This window comes from Streptomyces sp. V3I7 (assembly GCF_030817495.1).
In the GTDB taxonomy this organism is placed as follows: Bacteria; Actinomycetota; Actinomycetes; order Streptomycetales; family Streptomycetaceae; genus Streptomyces.
In genome coordinates this window covers 5613741-5631026 of record NZ_JAUSZK010000001.1, presented here as the reverse complement: position 1 = coordinate 5631026, position 17286 = coordinate 5613741, and the positions used below count along the sequence as shown (strand labels likewise).

Genomic DNA, 17286 nt, shown 5'->3' with positions numbered 1-17286 from the left:
CCGAACCTGGGAAGAAGTCGTGCACGAATTACCCCCGACTTTCGCCACTCTCAGGACAAAGAAGAAAGGGCGGAGCCGGCCGTCGAAGAGTGAGTGGCGCAAGGGTCAGGACTTCGCCCGCGCGTGGTACGACTGCCGGGTGTGCTCCGTGTGTTGGCGCATCAGCTGCGCCGCGCGCTGTTCGTCACGGTCGGCGATGGCGGCGATCAGGGCGCGGTGCTCCGTCCAGGACTCGCGGCCACGCTGCCGCGCCACCGGCGTGTAGTACCAGCGCACCCGGCGATCGACCTGGGCGGCGAGTCCGGCGAGGACGGTGTTGCCCGCCAGCTCCATGATCTTGGCGTGGAAGGCGGCGTTCAGGACGACGGCGCCGTCCACGTCGTCCGCGGCGACGGCCTTCTCGCCCTCGGCGCACAGCTCTTCGAGGGCGGCGATGCCGGGGGGGCCGGTGTGCGCGGCGGCGAGCCGGGCCGCCTCGGCCTCCAGCAGCGTACGGACGGTGAGGAGTTGGTCGGCCTCCTCCTCGGTCGGTTCGTGCACGAACGCGCCCTGGGCGGGCCGCAGATCGACCCAGCCCTCGGTGTTGAGCCGCTGGAGGGCCTCGCGCACCGGCTGCCGGGAGACGCCCAGATGCCCGGCGAGTTCGCTCTCGACGAGGTGCTGGCCGGGGCGCAGCGCCCGGGTGGTGATGAGTTCGAGCAGCGCCTCGTAGACGCGGTCGCGCAGCGGGCCGGGCCGTTCGAGCCTGGGTACCGCGCCCTGCGGCAGTCCGGTCGACAACATCTCGTCCCCTCCTGGGCGGGCCGTACTCGTAGGCGAGAGAAGCTCGGTATCGATTGTCTTTCGTCTACAGTCTACGGCGCACACCACGCCAGGAGAGGCGGAAGGTGAGTCACGGGCAGCGCACGACCTGCCCGGCGTACGACAGGTTGCCGCCGAAGCCGAACAGCAGCACCGGGTCGCCGCCGGTGATCGCGCCCCGCTCGACCAGCTTGGACAGGGCGAGCGGGATGCTGGCGGCCGAGGTGTTGCCCGACTCGGTGACGTCGCGCGCGACCACCGCGTTGACGGCGCCCAGCTTCAGGGCCAGGGGCTCGATGATGCGCAGGTTGGCCTGGTGCAGGACGACCGCGGCGAGGTCCGCGGGGTCGATTCCGGCCTTCTCGCAGGCGCGCCGGGCGATGGGCGGCAGCTGCGTGGTGGCCCAGCGGTAGACGCTCTGCCCCTCCTGCGCGAACCGCGGCGGGGTGCCCTCGATGCGCACGGCGTTGCCCATCTCCGGCACCGAGCCCCACAGCACCGGCCCAATGCCGGGCTGTTCGGCGGCCTCGACCACCGCGGCGCCCGCGCCGTCGCCCACCAGCACACAGGTCGAGCGGTCGCTCCAGTCGGTCACCTCGGACATCTTGTCCGCGCCGATCACCAGGGCCCGCGTCGCCGCGCCCGCCCGGACCGTGTGGTCGGCCGTGGCCAGCGCGTGGGTGAAGCCGGCGCACACGACGTTGACGTCCATCGCGGCGGGCTGCGGGATGCCGAGCCGGGCGGCGACCCGGGCGGCGGTGTTCGGGGAGCGGTCGATCGCGGTGGAGGTGGCGACCAGGACCAGGTCGATGTCGGCGGGGCTGAGGCCCGCCGCGGCGAGCGCCTTGGCGGCGGCGTGCGCGGCCAGCTCGTCGACCGGCTCGTCGGGCCCGGCGATGTGCCGGGTCCGGATGCCCACGCGGCTCCGGATCCACTCGTCGCTGGTGTCGACCATGCCCGCCAGGTCCTCGTTGGTGAGTACCTTGGCGGGCTGGTAGTGGCCGACAGCGGCGATGCGCGAGCCGTTCATCTGGGATCCCCCTCGTTGCGTGCGTGACGGGATCCACCAGTGTCGCCGGTGACTCGCGGGTACGACGGCACGTGAAGTCACAGGAATCGGGCGCCCGTATTGTCGGCTTCCGTCAGGGTCGCGCACTGCGGGCGCCCCCACCCGGGCCGGGCCAAGACGATCAGGCCGCGGCGCCGGACTGCTGTCGACGGGCCTGGTCGTCGCCGGTGGCCTCCCTCGGGGCGGGGACGTGGTGGCGGGCGGTTCGGGCCGGCCGGGGCGCGTGGCGCGACGCGCCCGCTTCCTGCGATGTTCCCGCGAACGGCGCACATCCAGGGGACACGTCGCTCGTTGAGTGAGGCGAGTTCAACGGGGCACGCGTGGCGCGGCCCGACCGTAGGAGGGCAGTCACGTGGATGCCGCCACCACCCTGGTCGGCTCACTGCTGGCCTGTGCGGGCGTGCTGGGCGCGGCCGTCGTGGCGTACTTGGGCAAGCGCGGCGAGAACGCGCTCAACGGCTACTCCAGCCTGACCGAGAAGCTCCAGGCCGAACGCGACCGGTTGGAACGCATCGTCGCCGAACGCGATACGCGCATCACTGAGTTGGCGACGCTGCACGCCGCCGACCAGTCGGAGATCGCGCGGCTCAGGTTCGATGTGCATCGACTGGGAGGTGCGCCGTGACGGCCCGTTTCGAGCGGCTGCTCGCCCCGCGCTGGCGCAGCGTGGTCCTCGTCTGCGTGCTGGTCGCCCTCAGTGGCGTGGCGGTGATCCTGTGGGCGCGGATCGACGCCGGGGACCGGCGGGCCGAGCAGATGCGGGCCGAGGCCGACCGGCGCGGCAAAGCCCTGTCCACGCTGGCCGCGGACGTCCGCACGCTGCGCGCCCAGGTCCAGGCCGGGGGCGGCACCCCGGCGGCACCCGATCCGGCCGTGGCCGTGTCCGACCTGCTCGACCGGATCCAGGCGCCGACGGGACAGGCGGGCGCCCGGGGCCAGAAGGGCGCCCCCGGGGCCAAGGGCGACCGAGGGATCTCCGGCACCCGGGGCGCGGGCGGTGCGGCGGGGGTGCGCGGGGCGGACGGTGCCGCGGGACCGCCCGGTCCTGAGGGTTCCCCGGGACCGGCCGGGCCGCCCGGCGCGACCGGTCCGCAGGGCCCTCCCGGCGCCAATGGGACCGACGGCTCCGACGGCTCCGCGGGCCCGACGGGCGGCAACGGGCCCGAGGGCTCTCCCGGCGGGGTCGGCCCGAAGGGCGACAAGGGGGATCCGGGGCCGAAGGGGGACCCCGGTCCCGCGTGCCCCGACGGCTACACCCTCCAGACACCGTCCGACGACCCCGACGCCCTGGTCTGCCGTAGGTCGGGGGCGGCCGATCCGACGCCGAATCCCGGTCCGGCGGCGGCACTTCCGGTGATTCCGGTGCTCCCGTTCGCCCGTCCCCCGCGCCGTCGAAAGCCCCGCCGACGTCCGGCCCGCCGAAGTGGCCGCACGCTTCTTGTGAGGCAACCGGGCTCCAACTAACTTCGTTGGGGCGCAAGTTGGACATGGGATGTCCGGATGTACCGATGTCCGACCTTACGGGCGCACGGGCGCACGGGCGCACGGACATCCCCCGTCCCGATGCCTCTCGACGCATGAAGGGCAGGTCGCACCATGCCGTCAGGAATCCGCGCACATCTCAGAACCGGCCTCGCCGCCGCCGTCACGGCGGCAACCGCGCTGCTGGTCCTGCCGAACCCGGCCGAGGCACGCCAACCGGCCGCCGGTACACCGGCCTTCGAGCAGCAGATTCTCTTCAAGGCGTCCCAGGACCCCGGTTACGCCTGCTTCCGCATCCCCGCGATCGTGCGGACGAAGGCCGGCACGCTCCTCGCGTTCGCCGAGGGCCGGGTCCTCAACTGCGGGGACGCCGCCGACATCGACATCGTGGTCAAGCGCTCCACCGACGGCGGCCGCACCTGGGGCCCGCTCCAGGTGGTCAACGAGGGTGCGGGCGACACCCACGGCAACCCGGCGCCGATCGTGGACCGCGAGACCGGCCGGATCGTGATGGCCCAGACGTACAACACGGGCCGTACGGACAGCGCCGGTTGCTCGATACCGTGCGATCGGACGCCGCACCTGCAGTACAGCGACGACGACGGCCGCACCTGGTCCGCGCCCCGCGATCTGAGCCCCGAGATCCTGCCGCCGGACTGGAACTCCTGGTACGCGACCGGTCCGGTGCACGGCATCCAGCTCACCCGTGGCCGCGACGCCGGACGACTGGTGTTCGGCGTCAACACCGAGACCTGGGACGGCAGCCGGATCTCCGCGAACCACGCGGCGCTGATCGTCAGCGACGACGGCGGCGACCACTGGCGGATCGGGGCCACCGACAGCTACCCGATCGCGGCCGACGGCACGTTCCGGCAGAAGCCGTCCGAGCTGACGCTCACCGAGCGCGGCGACGGCTCGCTCCTGGTCAGCGGCCGGGAGCAGGACGGCACCGAGCTCGGCCACCGCACCCAGGCGGTCAGCCGCGACGGCGGCGGCAGCTTCGCCGCCCCCTTCCGGGACCTCCCGGACCTCTACACCCCGCAGGTCCAGGGGTCGATGCTGCGCCTGGGCGACCGCATCCTGCTGGCCTGCCCGGCCGACCCGGACCGCCGCCGCACCATGATGATCCGCTCCTCCTACGACGGCGGCCGCACCTGGGACAGCGTGGACCGCGGCACGGTCGTCACGACCGACTGGTCCGGCTACTCCGACCTGGTGCGCGCCGGCCACGACACCGTGGGCCTGCTCTACGAGGGCGGCGCGGTCGACGCCCGCGACGAGATCCGCTTCGCCCGCTTCACCGAGGGCTGGCTCCGGCCGCGCCGCGGCCCCGACCCCACCACCGCCGACCTCGCCCCGCACGCCCACCACGCGGCCGTGCTCGGCGGCGCCAAGGAGGTGACCGGTGCCGAGGAGGTGCCCGGCGCCGCTGGCGGCGCCCTGGAGTTCGACGGCACCGACGACGCCGTACGCGTGCCGTACAGCGACCGGCTGCCGCTCGGCACCCGGGACTTCACGGTGTCGCTGTGGTTCCGCTCCACCGCGACCACCGGCGAGCAGCCGCTGCTGTGGATGGGCGGCATCGGCACCACCCAGCCCCAGGTGTGGCTGCGCGGCGAGCCCGCGAGCAACCGGATCCGCGGGCTGATCACCGTACGGGAGGGCGCGACGGCGGTGCGGACGGCGGCGGTGAGCACCACGAGCGCGTACAACGACGGGCGGTGGCATCACGTGGTGCTGCGCAGGGGCGGAGGGGAGCTGTCGCTCGTCGTGGACGGGACGCGGTCCGCCGTCGCCGACGTGGCCGGCTCGGTCAGCCGCAACTCACCGTTCGGTGTGCACGTCGGTCAGCGCATGGACAGTCGGGCCTTCTTCGCCGGCGCGATCGACGACGTCCATGTGTGGAACCGGGCGCTGACCGACGCGGAGCTGTCCGATCCGGGGGTGCTGCGCTCCGCACGGGACTCCGTGCTGTGGCTGCCTCTGGACCGGGTCAGCGGCGACCGCTGACACCGGCGTACGAGGAGACCGACCGCTGACACCGCCGTACCCATACAGCTACCGCCTCCCGGGGCCGGTGCCGACCGCGGTGCATGACTCCGCGGTCGGCGTCGGAGGTTCGGCCGCCTCCGGGTCGCGCGCGCGGCGCTTGGCGATGACGGCGCACACCATGAGCTGCATCTGGTGGAAGAGCATCAGCGGCAGCACGGCGAGCGAGGCGTGCGCGCCGAACAGCACGCTCGCCATGGGCAGGCCGGCGGCGAGGGACTTCTTCGACCCGGCGAACTGGATGGCGATCCGGTCCGCGCGGCCGAACCGCAGCGCCCTGGCCCCGTACCAGGTCAGCGCGAGCATCACGGCGAGCAGCACGGCCTCGACGACCAGCAGCCCGCCGAGCCGGACCGGGCTCACCTGGTGCCAGATGCCCTGCACCATGCCCTCGCTGAACGCCGCGTAGACGACGAGCAGGATCGAGCCCCGGTCGACCAGTCCGAGCCCCTTCTTGTGCTTGGCCACGAAGCCGCCGACCCAGGGGCGCAGCAGCTGCCCGGCGACGAACGGCACCAGCAGCTGGAGCACGATCTTCACCAGCGAGTCGGCGGAGAACCCGCCCCCGCTGTTGCCGAGCAGCGCCGCCGCCAGCAGCGGGGTGAGCACGATGCCGACCAGCGAGGAGAAGGAACCGGCACAGATCGCGGCGGCCACGTTGCCGCGGGCGATCGAGGTGAACGCGATCGACGACTGGATCGTCGAGGGCACCAGGGTGAGGAACAGCAGCCCCTGGTAGAGCGGGTGGGTCAGGAACACCGGTACGAGCCCGCGGGCGGCGAGCCCGAGCAGCGGGAAGACGACGAACGTGCAGGCCAGCACCGTGACATGGAGCCGCCAGTGGCGCAGTCCGTCGAGCGCCTCACGGGTGGAGAGCCGGGCGCCGTAGAGGAAGAAGAGGAAGGCGATCGCGGCCGTGGCGGCCCCGGAGGCCACGTCGGCGGCCGTCCCGCGCGCGGGGAGGAGTGCGGCGAGGCCCACCGTCCCGAGCAGAAGCAGGATGTACGGGTCGACGGGCATCCAACTCGGCCAGTGCAGGCGTTTCACGGTGCTCCACTTGCTGTGCGACAGGTCGTTCCGGGACGTCGTGCCCGGCCGTTCCGGGGCCGGAGCGCCCCTCTCCATGGTCCTCCCTCGCTTCGTGATCGGGAATCGGTCATACCGCTCTGACTGTCATCATGTCCCGCGATGACCGGCGTAGCCTGGCGTCATGTACGACCCCTCTCACCTGCGGACGTTCCTGGCGGTCGCCCAGACGCTCAGCTTCACGCAGGCGGCCAGGCGGCTCGGGCTGCGTCAGTCGACGGTCAGCCAGCACGTACGGCGTCTGGAGGGCACCACGGGCCGACAGCTCTTCCTGCGCGACACGCACTCGGTGGAGCTGACCGAGGACGGCGAGGCGATGCTCGGGTTCGCGCGCCGGATCCTGGAGGTGCACGAGCAGGCGTCGGCGTTCTTCACCGGGACCCGGGTGCGCGGCCGGCTGCGCTTCGGCGCGTCGGAGGACTTCGTGCTGACCCGGCTGCCGGAGATCCTGGAGGCCTTCCGCTACGACCACCCGGAGGTCGACCTCGAACTGACGGTGGAGCTGTCGGGCACGCTGTACGAGCGGCTGGCCGCCGGGAAGCTGGACCTGGTGCTGGCCAAGCGGCGCCCGGAGGACCCGCGCGGTGAGCTGGTCTGGCACGACGACCTGGTGTGGATCGGCGCGGAGCGGCTCCGGCTGGACGCCGACCGGCCGGTGCCGCTGATCGTCTACCCGCCGCCGGGCATCACCCGGGCGCTGGCCCTGGAGGCGCTGGAGCGGCAGGGCCGCCCGTGGCGGATCGCCTGCACGAGCGGCAGTCTCAACGGGCTCATCGCGGCCGCCCGCGCCGGGCTCGGGGTGATGGCGCACTCGCGCGGGCTGATCCCGCCGGGGCTGGTCCGGGTGCCCGGGAGGGCGGGACTGCCGGAGCTGGGCAAGGTCGACTTCGTCCTGGTGCACGGCCGGCGCCGGCCCTCGGCCGCGGCCGCGGCGGACGCGCTGGCGGCGGCGATCCTGGCGGGCGGGGAGCGGCTGCAGCGGCGCGTTGGCTGACGTACGACGGCGCGTGACGGCGAGGCGCGGTAACACCAGGCGGTCGAACGGCGCTGACATACTCGGGAGCCTCAGAGCGCGGGGCGCATGACCGGGCATCGGTGCCGCAAGGGGTGGGGCACGGTGATCGCGGCGTACAGATTCAGTGGAGATTGCTCAGCCGGAACATGAGCTACCGCCGGAGTTCTGTCCAGCCCTTCCCCCCTGTACAGGCACTTTCCGGGCAGTTACCGGCGTGGGCGCACACGGTGACCGGTTTTACCCCCCTCCCGTGGGGTGTGCGCGTGGGGTAGCTTTCACGGCGCTGTGCGGAGCGTCACAGCGGACCGAAAAACCGGGGAGCGGGGATTGCACGAGTTCACCAACCCTCCGTTGGCATCGGCGCCGCCGGTGGGCGGTCTGGCCGACGTCGTCTTCCAGCACGCCCAGGAGGATCCGCTGCACGTCGCGTTCGGCCGCAAGGACGACGAGGGCGAGTGGCGTGATGTGACCGCCGCCGAGTTCCGGGACGAGGTCCTGGCCCTCGCCAAGGGCCTGCTCGCGCGTGGCATCCGGTTCGGCGAGCGGGTCGCCATCATGTCCCGCACCCGCTACGAGTGGACCCTCTTCGACTTCGCGCTGTGGACCATCGGCGCGCAGGTGGTGCCGATCTACCCCACCTCCTCCGCCGAGCAGTGCTTCTGGATGCTGTACGACGCCGAGGTGTCGGCGGCGATCGTGGAGCACGAGGACCACGCGATGACGATCGCCACCGTCATCGACCGGCTCCCGCACCTGCGCCAGCTCTGGCAGCTGGACGCGGGCTGCGTCCAGGAGCTGTACGACGCGGGCGCGCACCTCGACGACGAGGTGGTGCACCGGCACCGGCGGGCGATCACCCCCGACTCGATCGCCACGATCATCTACACCTCGGGCACCACCGGCCGCCCCAAGGGCTGCGTCCTCTCGCACGGCAACTTCATGTTCGAGGCGGACACGGTCATCAAGCGCTGGGAGCCGGTGTTCCACTCCAAGAAGGGCGACGAGGCCTCGACGCTTCTCTTCCTTCCGCTGGCCCACGTCTTCGGGCGGATGGTGGAGGTCGCCACGTTCCGCGGCAAGGTCCGCCTCGGGCATCAGCCGCAGCTCAACGCCGCCGCGCTGCTGCCCGATCTCGCCGCGTTCAAGCCGACGTTCATCCTCGCGGTGCCGTACATCTTCGAGAAGGTGTTCAACGCGGCCCGCCGCAAGGCGGAACGCGACGGCAAGTCGGGGCCGTTCGAGAAGGCCATCGACGTCGCGGTCCGGTACGCCGACGCGGTGGAGGCGAAGGCATGGGGCACCGGGCCGGGCCCGTCGGCCGGACTGCGCATGCAGCACCAGCTCTTCGACAAGCTGGTCTACACGAAGGTGCGCGCCGCGATGGGTGGCCGCATCCGCAACGCCATGTCCGGCGGCTCGGCCATGGACCGCAAGCTGGGCCTGTTCTTCGCGGGCGCGGGCGTGCACATCTACGAGGGGTACGGCCTCACGGAGTCGACGGCGGCCGCGACCGCCAACCCGCCCTACCACACCCGTTACGGCACCGTCGGCCAGGCGATACCGGGCGTCACCGTACACATAGCCGACGACGGCGAGATCTGGCTGCACGGCGGGAACGTCTTCCAGGGCTACCTCAACAACCCGAAGGCGACCGACGAGACCCTGCACGACGGCTGGCTGGCCACCGGCGACCTGGGCTCACTGGACCAGGACGGCTATCTCACCATCACCGGCCGCAAGAAGGAGATCCTGGTGACCTCCGGCGGCAAGAGCGTCTCGCCCGGGGTGCTGGAGGAGCGCGTCCGCGACCATCCGCTGATCAACCAGTGCATCGTCGTCGGCAACGACCGCCCCTACATCGCGGCCCTGATAACCCTCGACCACGAGGCCGTCGACCACTGGCTGACCATGCGGGGCAAGCCGAAGCTGACCCCCACGCAACTGGTGCGGGACCCCGATCTGGAGACCGAGGTGCGGCGCGCGGTGGTCGCCGCCAACACGCTGGTCTCGCAGGCCGAGTCGATCCGCACGTTCCGCATCCTCGCCGAGTCGTTCACCGAGGAACACGGCCTGCTGACGCCGTCGTTGAAGCTGAAGCGCAAGGCGATCGAGAAGGCGTACGAGAACGAGGTGAACGCGCTGTACCGGGCGTGAGGACGGCGCGGCCCCGCCGTCCGGACGTGACATGTCATGTCATGTCATGGTCAAAAATGAGTCGGATCCTCCGGTCAGGAATGCGCGACCGCCCGTGATCGTTGACCATGACAGTGCCACCTGTCGACAAGCGAAGGATCATGAGCTCGTGAGCAGCAAGGTCCCCCCGATCATCCTGAACAACGGCGTCGAGATGCCCCAGCTGGGCTTCGGTGTCTGGCAGGTGCCGGACGACGAGGCGGAGCGCGCCGTCGCCACCGCGCTGGAAGCCGGGTACCGCAGCATCGACACCGCGGCGATCTACGGCAACGAGGAGGGCACCGGCAAGGCCATCGCCGCCTCCGGCCTGCCCCGCGAGGACGTCTTCGTCACCACCAAGCTCTGGAACGCCGAGCAGGGCTACGACAGCACCCTGCGCGCCTTCGACGCGTCGCTGGACAAGCTCGGCCTCGACCACGTGGACCTGTACCTGATCCACTGGCCGCTGCCGGCCCAGGACAAGTACGTCGACACGTACAAGGCGCTGGAGAAGCTGTACAGCGACGGCCGGATCCGCGCCATCGGCGTCTCCAACTTCCTTCCGGAGCACCTCCAGCGGCTGATCTCCGAGACGTCGGTCATCCCGGCGGTCAACCAGATCGAGCTCCACCCGCAGCTCCAGCAGCGCGCGGCCCGTGAGTTCCACGCCGAGCAGGGCATCCGCACCGAGGCCTGGTCGCCGCTCGGTTCGGGCAAGGGCCTGCTGGAGGTGCCGGCCATCATCGCGATCGCCCAGAAGCACAACCGCACCCCGGCCCAGGTCGTGCTGCGCTGGCACGTCCAGGAGGGCAACATCGTGATCCCGAAGTCCGTGACGCCGTCCCGGATCCAGGAGAACATCGACGTCTTCGACTTCAGCCTGGACACCGAGGACCTCGCGGCGATCAGCGCGCTGAACGAGGACCGCCGCCTGGGTCCCGACCCGGCGACGTTCGACATGGTCTGAGCAAACCAGGCGACAGCGGTCGTACGCCCCTTGCGCCGGCGGTGGGGTGTACGACCGTCCCCTCGATCCCGTTGCCGACGGCCGGAGTCGGGACACGCACTGACCGAACTCCCCGGTGCCGGGAGTCAGTCGAGACGCACGTCCGCGTGCACCACCTCGAACTCCTCCAGGCCGGTCACGGCAACCCGCGCCTTGGCCGCCCCTTCGCGCCGGATCTCCGCGTGGGCCGCGCGGGAGGCGGCCAGCGCGTCGCGGTCGACGAAAACCACGCCCACCAGGCCCCGACCGCGCTCCCGGTCCACGAAGAGGGCGGCGCGTGCCAGCCCCGGGAGGGTGTCGAGCCGGGGCACCACGGTCGCCCGGAAGGTCTCGGCGAGCAGGTCCGTGTCCGCGGGGGCGAACTCCAGCGTGGTGATGCGCAGTCCCCCGCCGGCCCGTGGATGCCGGACGGGGTGGACGACGGCCACCTCGTAGTTGCGGACCGCCACCGTCCCCGCGAACGGCGCCAGCAGGCCGCCGCGCCGCTCCCGCATCACCGTGTCGCTGTTACGTCTGTTCTCCTCGGAGTCCCACCAGCTCACGGTCAGGATCTTGCCGGTTTCCCGGTCCACGAAGACGCCCGATCCGCGGTAGCCGGGACGTTCTTCGAGCAGGTCGCGCCCCTCCGTGTTCAGAGCCCTGACCGCAGTGTCGATCTTCGCCGGGTCGCCGGTCGCGTAAACGGTGCGGACGAACATGACGCCTCACCTCCCGGAAACAGCGTGACTCTCGGGATAAATCCGGGTTAAATGCCCAAAATGTCCCGTCTTCCCAGTTTTCGCTCCGGGGCGATGCGCCGCAAACGGCGCCCGCCGACCCTCACCGCGGCCCTTGCCGCCTGCGCGTTCTGCGGGGCCGCACTGCCGGCCGCCGCGGCCACGCCCACCGTCACGCACGCCGGGCAGTCCGTCGCACACACCGGGCATTCGGTCGCGCCGGCCCGGGAGCGCTCGGTCGACGCGGCCTCGCTGCTGGCCAAGGTGACGTCGTGCTCCCAGGTCTCGCACGGCAAGTACCGCCCCGACAGCGGCACGGCGGCCACGGTCCCCGTGTGCGGCAAGAACGGCGCGGTGTTCTGGAAGGCCGACATGGACATCGACTGCGACGGGCAGCGCTCGGCGCACTGCAACGAGGACACGGGCGGCTGGTTCCAGCCCGAGACGGCGTTCACCCAGTCCGACGGCCTGCCGCTGAAGTCGGAGACGCTGCCCTACGTCGTCGTGCCCGGCCCGAGCGGCATCTGGAACTACGCCGACGCGGGCATCAAGGGCGGCGGCGTGGTCGCCGTCATCCACGGCGACAAGGTGGCGTACGCGGTGGTGGGCGACACCGGCCCCACCCAGATCATCGGCGAGGCCTCGTACGCCACCGCGAAGGCCCTCGGCATCGACCCCGACCCGGTGGCCGGCGGCACGGCCTCCGGCGTGACGTACATCCTCTTCAAGAACTCGAAGGTCTCCCCCATCGAGAGCCACAGCGCGGCGGTGACGCTGGGCGATCGGCTGGCGCGCCAGTTCCTGCGCGACAACTGAGCGGCAACTGGGCGACAGGGCGGGCGAGTCGGGAGACGGCCCGGTACCGCGGCCGGTACCGGGCGTCGCCCCCACCTCAGTCGGGCTTCACGGCCGTGTGCACCGTGTAGGCGGCCAGGACGAAGACGTCGGACCGCCGGTGGACGCTCGCCGGGTCGGACGGGTCGAGGAGACGGTCCAGCGTGGCGCGGTCCTCGGCATCCAGGCCGTCGCCGACGGCGTCGCGGAGGCGGGCGAGGGAGTCGACGACGTAGGCGCGGGCCGCCTCGGGCGCCGGTGCGGAGACGTCCAGCAGGAAGCTGCGGGTGCCGGCGCGCTTCAGACCCACGGCCGCCATGAGCGCCGGCCAGTCCTCGGTCTCGGCGACACTGCCCGGCAGTTCGGCGCGCATTCTGGCGAACCACTGCTCCTCCAGCACGTCGAGCCGTGCCTGGAGTCCCGGCCGGCCGATGCCGAGGTCGCGGGGCAGATAGCGGGCGGGCAGACCACCTTCGAGGAGGGCCAGGGTCCCGCCGGGCGCGAGCCGGCCGGCGAACGCGGCGAGCCCGGCCCGCTGATCACCGAGGTGATGCAGACTGCGGCTCGCCCAGAGCAGTCCGGCGGGATGCTCCAACTCCTCCAGCACGCCGGGAAGTTCCCCATGCAGCGTGCCGAACCGGTCCCCGAACCCCAGCCGTTCGGCCCGCGCCCGGGCCCGCTCCAGCAACGGCTCGGCCCCGTCCACCGCGACGACCCGCGCCTCCGGAAAGGCCTCGGCGAACAGACACGCCACGACCCCGGGCCCACTCCCCGCATCCACGATCAGCCCCGGCTCCCGCACCTCACCGGCCAGCCACGCCATGGCCTGCTCGTACACAGGCTCGAACAACTCCGCCTGCGCCTCCAGTCGGGGAGCCATCTCGGCCCAGTCGATGTCGGTGTGACCGTGCTGGTGCCGGTGCTGGTGCGAGTCGTCGTGCTGGTGCGAGTCGTCGTGGTGCTGCCGGTGCGCATGAGTCATGCGCCCACTCTCTCAGGCAGCGACCGGTGGGCCCCGTGAAAGGATGGACGCCGAATTGAGCCGTGCCGGACGGCCGGGCAGATCGAGAGGAAGGGACATTCTGCCCATGGGGGATCATTTCAGGACCGACATCGACCAGCTCGAGTCCTTCACCAAGGGACTGACATCGGCCCGGGAGTCGCTGGAGCAGGTACGGAAGGCCCTTCAGCAGACACGCGCCGACCAGGTCGGGACGGCCGAACTCGACGAGGCGTGCGACACCTTCCAGGAGAAGTGGAAGTACGGCTCCGAGCAGATGAAGGAACGCATCGACAAGCTCACCGAGGGCCTGAAGCAGAACACGGACAACTACCGCGAGGTGGAGAAGTCTCTCGAGGAGAGCTTCAAGCGCGCGGCGACAGCGGGGAAGTGAGCTGGGTGGCCTCGAATCCGTACGTGCACCTCGGCTGGAACCCCGTCCCCGGCCAGCCCGGCGAGGTGGAGAACCTCCGCGTCAAACTCCAGCAGGGCGCGGACGCGCTCCAGGACGCCTCCTCGAAGATCGACAGACTGCTCGGCGAGAGCAGCTACTGGGAGGGCGACGCGGCCGTCGGCTTCCGTGAGGCGCTCGACGGCGACCTGCCGACGTACATGCGCGACGCGCACACGTCGCTGGAGAAGGCCGCGAAGGCCATGGACACCTGGCACGGCGGCCTGACCAGCCGTCGCGAGCTGGCGAAGAAGTACGACGCCGAGGCGCGCGACCACAAGAGCGACCTGGAGGCCGCCAACGGCCGCTACGACAGGGCCAATTCCGACCCCGACCTGAAACTCGCGGGTCAGACCTTCGACAGCGTCGGCGAGCGTGATGCCGCGCAGGCGCGCCTGGACGCCGCGACGAAGGCCCTCAACGAGGCGACCACCGCCGTCAACAAGGCCCAGGGCGCCTTGGACGACGTCATGAAGAAGGCCCACGAGCTGGAGGCCGACCACGCGGACGCGGCCCATGCCATCGCGAAGGCTCTGGGCGCCGCGACGAAGGACCTCGCGCCGGAGGAACCGAACTGGCTGGAGAAGTCCCTCAGCTGGATCGGGGACAACCTCACGGACATCCTCGGGGTGCTCGGGGCGATCGCCGGACTGCTGGCGATCGTCCTCACCGGCCCGGTTGGCATCGCTTTCCTTGTTGCCGCGGCTGCGCTGAGTGCCGCGACGTTGTTGACACGCCTGACCGACCCGCAAGTGCAAGCGTCGCTCTCTGACGGCTTCAACAAAGGCGAGCTCGACGCGGACTTCTGGTCCAACACCGTGGGGATCGCGGGCGACATCCTCGGAGTCGCGCCTGGCCTCGGTGCCGTCTCACGCGGTCTGAACGGAGCCGTCGCGGCAACTCACAGTACCGGCGAGGCCGTGAGCGCGGGGCAGTTCATCAGCCGGTTCGCCGATGACACCGTGACGGCGGGCACGCGCCTCATGAACGGCGCGGACCCCGTGGGCGACCTGATCGTTCGAGGTCTGGGCGGAGGCGCCGCCGCGGAGAACGTGGTCAAGTTCACCTCGCCGGTGGGGGGCCTGGCCACTGCGGGGTACGGCCTCGCGGCCGACGGCATCGACGCGGTCTCCAATGACAGCGTGAAGAACGGAACCACCGCCGTGGACGGCGCGCGTCTCGGTCTGGACGGGCCCGCAACGGGCGTGACCATCATGAACACGTTCCGAGCATTGGTACGCCTGTGAGAGACATGGAACGCTCAACCGATCAGAGTTCTTTCACGCTCGGCATCGCCGACTCCGCACGGGACGCCACCAGCAAGCTCTGGTTCGCCACCCCCAGGGGCTTCATGGATGTGCCCCTCGCGGCGCTCGGCCCCGATCAGGGCACCGAACTCGACGCCAACTTCGACGGCTTTGTGGGGCACCTCCTTGAGGCCGTGGAGGAGGAAGCGCGCGAACGCTGCCTCGAAGCGATGCTCGCCGTGCGGTTCCTGGCACGGATGATGCGCAACGAAGGAATGATCGGCTGCTTTCTCGGGATGCACTTCGCCGACGACGGAACGTCCGCCGCCTCCGTGCTCACCGTCGCGCTCCGCGACATCGAGTGGGCACCGCCCAAGATGACGGCGACGCGTGCCGTGACCCTGCGGGAGAACTCGACGAACGTGGGACTGCTGACGTTGCCCGGCGGTCTGCCCGCCGGGGTCTCGGAGACCCTGGTCCAGGTACCTGGCGAAGGTGCGCGGCCTACGCAGGAGCTGTACCAATGCGATCTGTACGTCCCCTCTCCGTCCGGGGTGCAGTTGGCGATCCTGAATCTGAGCACGACCTGCACCTCCTCACGGACGTACTACCGTCAGTTGCTGGAAGCCATCGCGCCCACGGTGTCCTTCACCGACCCGACGCCTGAGATCGACCGTGCCGTGAACGGGCCCAGCGCCGCCCAGAACCAGATCACTTCGGACTTCGGATGAGTGAGAACGACATGACGCACCCTGCGCCGCCAGCCGCTGAGCCCGTGGCCTGGGACACTCCCGGCACCCGGGCCGCGTGGTGCCGCGTGATGGCCTGGGGGCTCTTCAAGTGCCTGCTCTGGGCGTTCTGCTTGGTAGGGGGGCTGGACGTCATCGTGACGATCCTCCCTGCGTGGGCTGTGTTCACGGCCCTCCTGCTTCCCGTCTTCATGTACTGCTTCCTTGGAGCCGCCTTCAAGCTCATCAACATCAGGACGATGTACCTGATCATGATCAACTACCCCTGGAGGAAGGCGCCCGACGGGCTGCGGGTCAAGGGAAGGGGGTGCTTCATGTCCGCCGTCTTCGTGCTGCCGGACCCGGACAACCCGAACAAGACCGCCTCCCCCAAGGAGCCAGGTAACTTCTTCAAGCGCTGGGACCGGATGGCGCGCAAGGGCTACAAAGGCGCCGTCTGGTACGTGGGCGACCCGCGCTTCGCGGTCGTGGTGGCCCGGCCCGGAATGAGGGATCTCGGCTACGCATGCCAGCCCACGGCGTTCAACCGCAAGACCTCCCCCCGCTCCAAAGGCCTCAGCCCCGAATCCCGGGCCCGCGCCATCGCGATCGGTGCCCGGGTGGGGCCGCCCCGGGGAGGGAGCTCGCAGCCGGTGAAGTGACGGCCGTCGGACACGTGTGCCACGTCGCCACACGTGGCACACTGCTCGCGTATTCGGCGCGGGCGCGTAGGGGAGGCGTGGCGTGAGTGAGCGGCGGGCTGCGCCGACCGTGGGGCAGGTGGTGCTCGGCAAGCGGCTTCAGGAGTTGCGGGAGGCGGCCGGGCTGGGGCGGGACGAGGCCGCCCGGGTGCTGCGCGTGGCGGCGGCGACCGTACGGCGGATGGAGACGGCCGAGGTCGCGCTGAAGATCCCGTACGTGCAGCTGCTGCTGGAGACGTACGACGTGCCTCAGGACGAGGCCGCCGCGTTCGTGGCGCTGGCCGAGGAGGCCAACCAGCCGGGCTGGTGGCAGCGGTTCCACGATGTGCTGCCGGACTGGTTCAGCCTGTACGTGAGCCTGGAGGGCGCCGCCCGCATCATGCGCTCCTACGAGCCGCACTTCGTGCCGGGGCTGCTCCAGACCGAGGCGTACTCGCACGCGGTGCTGGAGGCCGGGACGATCGGGCAGGCCGGGCCGGACGCGATCGAGCGGCACGTCGCCCTGCGCATGGCCCGGCAGCGGCTGCTGGAGCGGGACGACCCGCCGCACATGTGGGTGATCATGGACGAGACGGTGCTGCGGCGGCCGGTGAGCCCGCGGCCCGAGGTGATGCGCGAGCAGCTGGACAAGCTGCTGGAGTACGCCGAGCGGGACCGGGTCACGCTCCAGCTCGCCGAGTTCGCGGCCGGCCCGCACCCGGGGACGTACGCGCCCTTCACGCTCTTCCGGTTCGCCGAGCCGGAGTTGCCCGACATGGTCTACACCGAGTACCTGACCGGCGCCCTCTACCTGGACTCGCGCCGCGAGGTGGCGACGCACCTGGAGGTGCTGGACCACATGACGACCCACGCCGCGTCCGCCCGCCGCACCAAGGAGATCCTGCGGGAGTACCGCGAGACCTACTGAGGACGCCTGAGGCCCACTGCCC

Annotated in this window: 17 protein-coding genes; 12 read left to right on the top strand and 5 right to left on the bottom strand. The window is 71.1% G+C overall.

The genetic code is table 11. From position 1 onward, the window contains the following. Positions 1 to 105: 105 nt before the first annotated feature. Entirely contained in the window at positions 106 to 783 is a 678-nt protein-coding gene (locus QFZ74_RS26135) for a GntR family transcriptional regulator (protein ID WP_307623281.1), read from the bottom strand. Positions 784 to 892: 109 nt separating this feature from the next. Next, positions 893 to 1831, bottom strand: coding sequence for a beta-ketoacyl-ACP synthase III (locus QFZ74_RS26130; protein WP_307623280.1), 939 nt, complete (start codon positions 1829 to 1831; stop codon positions 893 to 895). 391 nt (positions 1832 to 2222) lie between these two features. Between QFZ74_RS26130 and QFZ74_RS26125 the strand changes: the two genes are divergently transcribed. The 3 genes from QFZ74_RS26125 (at position 2223) to QFZ74_RS26115 (ending at position 5362) form a co-directional block, all read left to right on the top strand. Further along, positions 2223 to 2495 carry a hypothetical protein gene (locus QFZ74_RS26125; protein ID WP_307623279.1) on the top strand — a complete coding sequence of 91 codons (273 nt, stop codon included), beginning with the start codon at positions 2223 to 2225 and terminating at the stop codon, positions 2493 to 2495. Continuing rightward, on the top strand, positions 2492 to 3334 hold the full coding sequence (locus QFZ74_RS26120; RefSeq protein WP_307623278.1) for a collagen-like protein: 843 nt from the start codon (positions 2492 to 2494) through the stop codon (positions 3332 to 3334). Before QFZ74_RS26125 ends, QFZ74_RS26120 begins: the two co-directional genes overlap by 4 nt. Positions 3335 to 3466: 132 nt before the next feature. Beyond that, entirely contained in the window at positions 3467 to 5362 is a 1896-nt protein-coding gene (locus tag QFZ74_RS26115; RefSeq protein ID WP_307623277.1) for a sialidase family protein, read from the top strand. 48 nt (positions 5363 to 5410) lie between these two features. Here the strand turns inward: QFZ74_RS26115 and QFZ74_RS26110 are convergent, their stop codons facing one another. Continuing rightward, complete coding sequence (locus QFZ74_RS26110; protein ID WP_307624281.1) at positions 5411 to 6421, bottom strand: bile acid:sodium symporter family protein; 1011 nt, start codon at positions 6419 to 6421, stop codon at positions 5411 to 5413. A gap of 190 nt (positions 6422 to 6611) precedes the next feature. Here QFZ74_RS26110 and QFZ74_RS26105 point away from each other — a divergent pair, with 190 nt between their 5' ends. From QFZ74_RS26105 to QFZ74_RS26095, 3 genes are all read left to right on the top strand, one after another. Then, positions 6612 to 7481: a LysR substrate-binding domain-containing protein gene (locus QFZ74_RS26105; RefSeq protein WP_307623276.1), complete on the top strand. Its 870-nt coding sequence runs from the start codon at positions 6612 to 6614 to the stop codon at positions 7479 to 7481. A 348-nt stretch (positions 7482 to 7829) separates the two neighbouring features. Then, entirely contained in the window at positions 7830 to 9656 is a 1827-nt protein-coding gene (locus QFZ74_RS26100; protein WP_307623275.1) for a long-chain fatty acid--CoA ligase, read from the top strand. 148 nt (positions 9657 to 9804) lie between these two features. Then, positions 9805 to 10641, top strand: a complete 837-nt coding sequence (locus QFZ74_RS26095) for an aldo/keto reductase (RefSeq protein WP_307623274.1) — start codon at positions 9805 to 9807, stop codon at positions 10639 to 10641. A gap of 125 nt (positions 10642 to 10766) precedes the next feature. Here QFZ74_RS26095 and QFZ74_RS26090 read toward each other — a convergent pair whose 3' ends face one another. Further along, complete coding sequence (locus QFZ74_RS26090) at positions 10767 to 11378, bottom strand: hypothetical protein (RefSeq protein WP_307623273.1); 612 nt, start codon at positions 11376 to 11378, stop codon at positions 10767 to 10769. A gap of 93 nt (positions 11379 to 11471) precedes the next feature. On the opposite strand from QFZ74_RS26090, the gene QFZ74_RS26085 reads away from it, so the two are divergent. Next, positions 11472 to 12212: a glycoside hydrolase family 75 protein gene (locus tag QFZ74_RS26085; protein ID WP_373462497.1), complete on the top strand. Its 741-nt coding sequence runs from the start codon at positions 11472 to 11474 to the stop codon at positions 12210 to 12212. Between the two features lie 76 nt (positions 12213 to 12288). Here the strand turns inward: QFZ74_RS26085 and QFZ74_RS26080 are convergent, their stop codons facing one another. Next, positions 12289 to 13212, bottom strand: coding sequence for a trans-aconitate 2-methyltransferase (locus QFZ74_RS26080; protein ID WP_307623271.1), 924 nt, complete (start codon positions 13210 to 13212; stop codon positions 12289 to 12291). Between the two features lie 106 nt (positions 13213 to 13318). On the opposite strand from QFZ74_RS26080, the gene QFZ74_RS26075 reads away from it, so the two are divergent. From QFZ74_RS26075 to QFZ74_RS26055, 5 genes are all read left to right on the top strand, one after another. Continuing rightward, entirely contained in the window at positions 13319 to 13624 is a 306-nt protein-coding gene (locus tag QFZ74_RS26075; protein ID WP_307623270.1) for a hypothetical protein, read from the top strand. A 5-nt stretch (positions 13625 to 13629) separates the two neighbouring features. Next, positions 13630 to 14928 carry a hypothetical protein gene (locus tag QFZ74_RS26070; protein ID WP_307623269.1) on the top strand — a complete coding sequence of 433 codons (1299 nt, stop codon included), beginning with the start codon at positions 13630 to 13632 and terminating at the stop codon, positions 14926 to 14928. A 5-nt stretch (positions 14929 to 14933) separates the two neighbouring features. Further along, a complete protein-coding gene (locus tag QFZ74_RS26065) occupies positions 14934 to 15659 on the top strand; it encodes a hypothetical protein (RefSeq protein ID WP_307623268.1) in 726 nt (241 codons plus the stop codon). Between the two features lie 11 nt (positions 15660 to 15670). Then, positions 15671 to 16318 (top strand): hypothetical protein, encoded by a 648-nt coding sequence (locus tag QFZ74_RS26060; protein ID WP_307623267.1) that lies wholly within the window; start codon positions 15671 to 15673, stop codon positions 16316 to 16318. An 82-nt stretch (positions 16319 to 16400) separates the two neighbouring features. Continuing rightward, entirely contained in the window at positions 16401 to 17264 is an 864-nt protein-coding gene (locus QFZ74_RS26055; protein WP_307623266.1) for a helix-turn-helix transcriptional regulator, read from the top strand. Positions 17265 to 17286 lie beyond the last annotated feature (22 nt).

Excerpts from the sequence above, each read along its gene's own strand:
- QFZ74_RS26135 (WP_307623281.1), bottom strand. The coding sequence starts at position 783 with ATGTTGTCGACCGGACTGCCGCAGGGCGCGGTACCCAGGCTCGAACGG.
- QFZ74_RS26130 (WP_307623280.1), bottom strand. The coding sequence starts at position 1,831 with ATGAACGGCTCGCGCATCGCCGCTGTCGGCCACTACCAGCCCGCCAAG.
- QFZ74_RS26115 (WP_307623277.1), top strand. The coding sequence starts at position 3,467 with ATGCCGTCAGGAATCCGCGCACATCTCAGAACCGGCCTCGCCGCCGCC.
- QFZ74_RS26110 (WP_307624281.1), bottom strand. The coding sequence starts at position 6,421 with ATGCCCGTCGACCCGTACATCCTGCTTCTGCTCGGGACGGTGGGCCTC.
- QFZ74_RS26105 (WP_307623276.1), top strand. The coding sequence starts at position 6,612 with ATGTACGACCCCTCTCACCTGCGGACGTTCCTGGCGGTCGCCCAGACG.
- QFZ74_RS26090 (WP_307623273.1), bottom strand. The coding sequence starts at position 11,378 with ATGTTCGTCCGCACCGTTTACGCGACCGGCGACCCGGCGAAGATCGAC.
- QFZ74_RS26085 (WP_373462497.1), top strand. The coding sequence starts at position 11,472 with ATGCGCCGCAAACGGCGCCCGCCGACCCTCACCGCGGCCCTTGCCGCC.
- QFZ74_RS26080 (WP_307623271.1), bottom strand. The coding sequence starts at position 13,212 with ATGACTCATGCGCACCGGCAGCACCACGACGACTCGCACCAGCACGAC.
- QFZ74_RS26075 (WP_307623270.1), top strand. The coding sequence starts at position 13,319 with ATGGGGGATCATTTCAGGACCGACATCGACCAGCTCGAGTCCTTCACC.
- QFZ74_RS26065 (WP_307623268.1), top strand. The coding sequence starts at position 14,934 with ATGGAACGCTCAACCGATCAGAGTTCTTTCACGCTCGGCATCGCCGAC.
- QFZ74_RS26060 (WP_307623267.1), top strand. The coding sequence starts at position 15,671 with ATGACGCACCCTGCGCCGCCAGCCGCTGAGCCCGTGGCCTGGGACACT.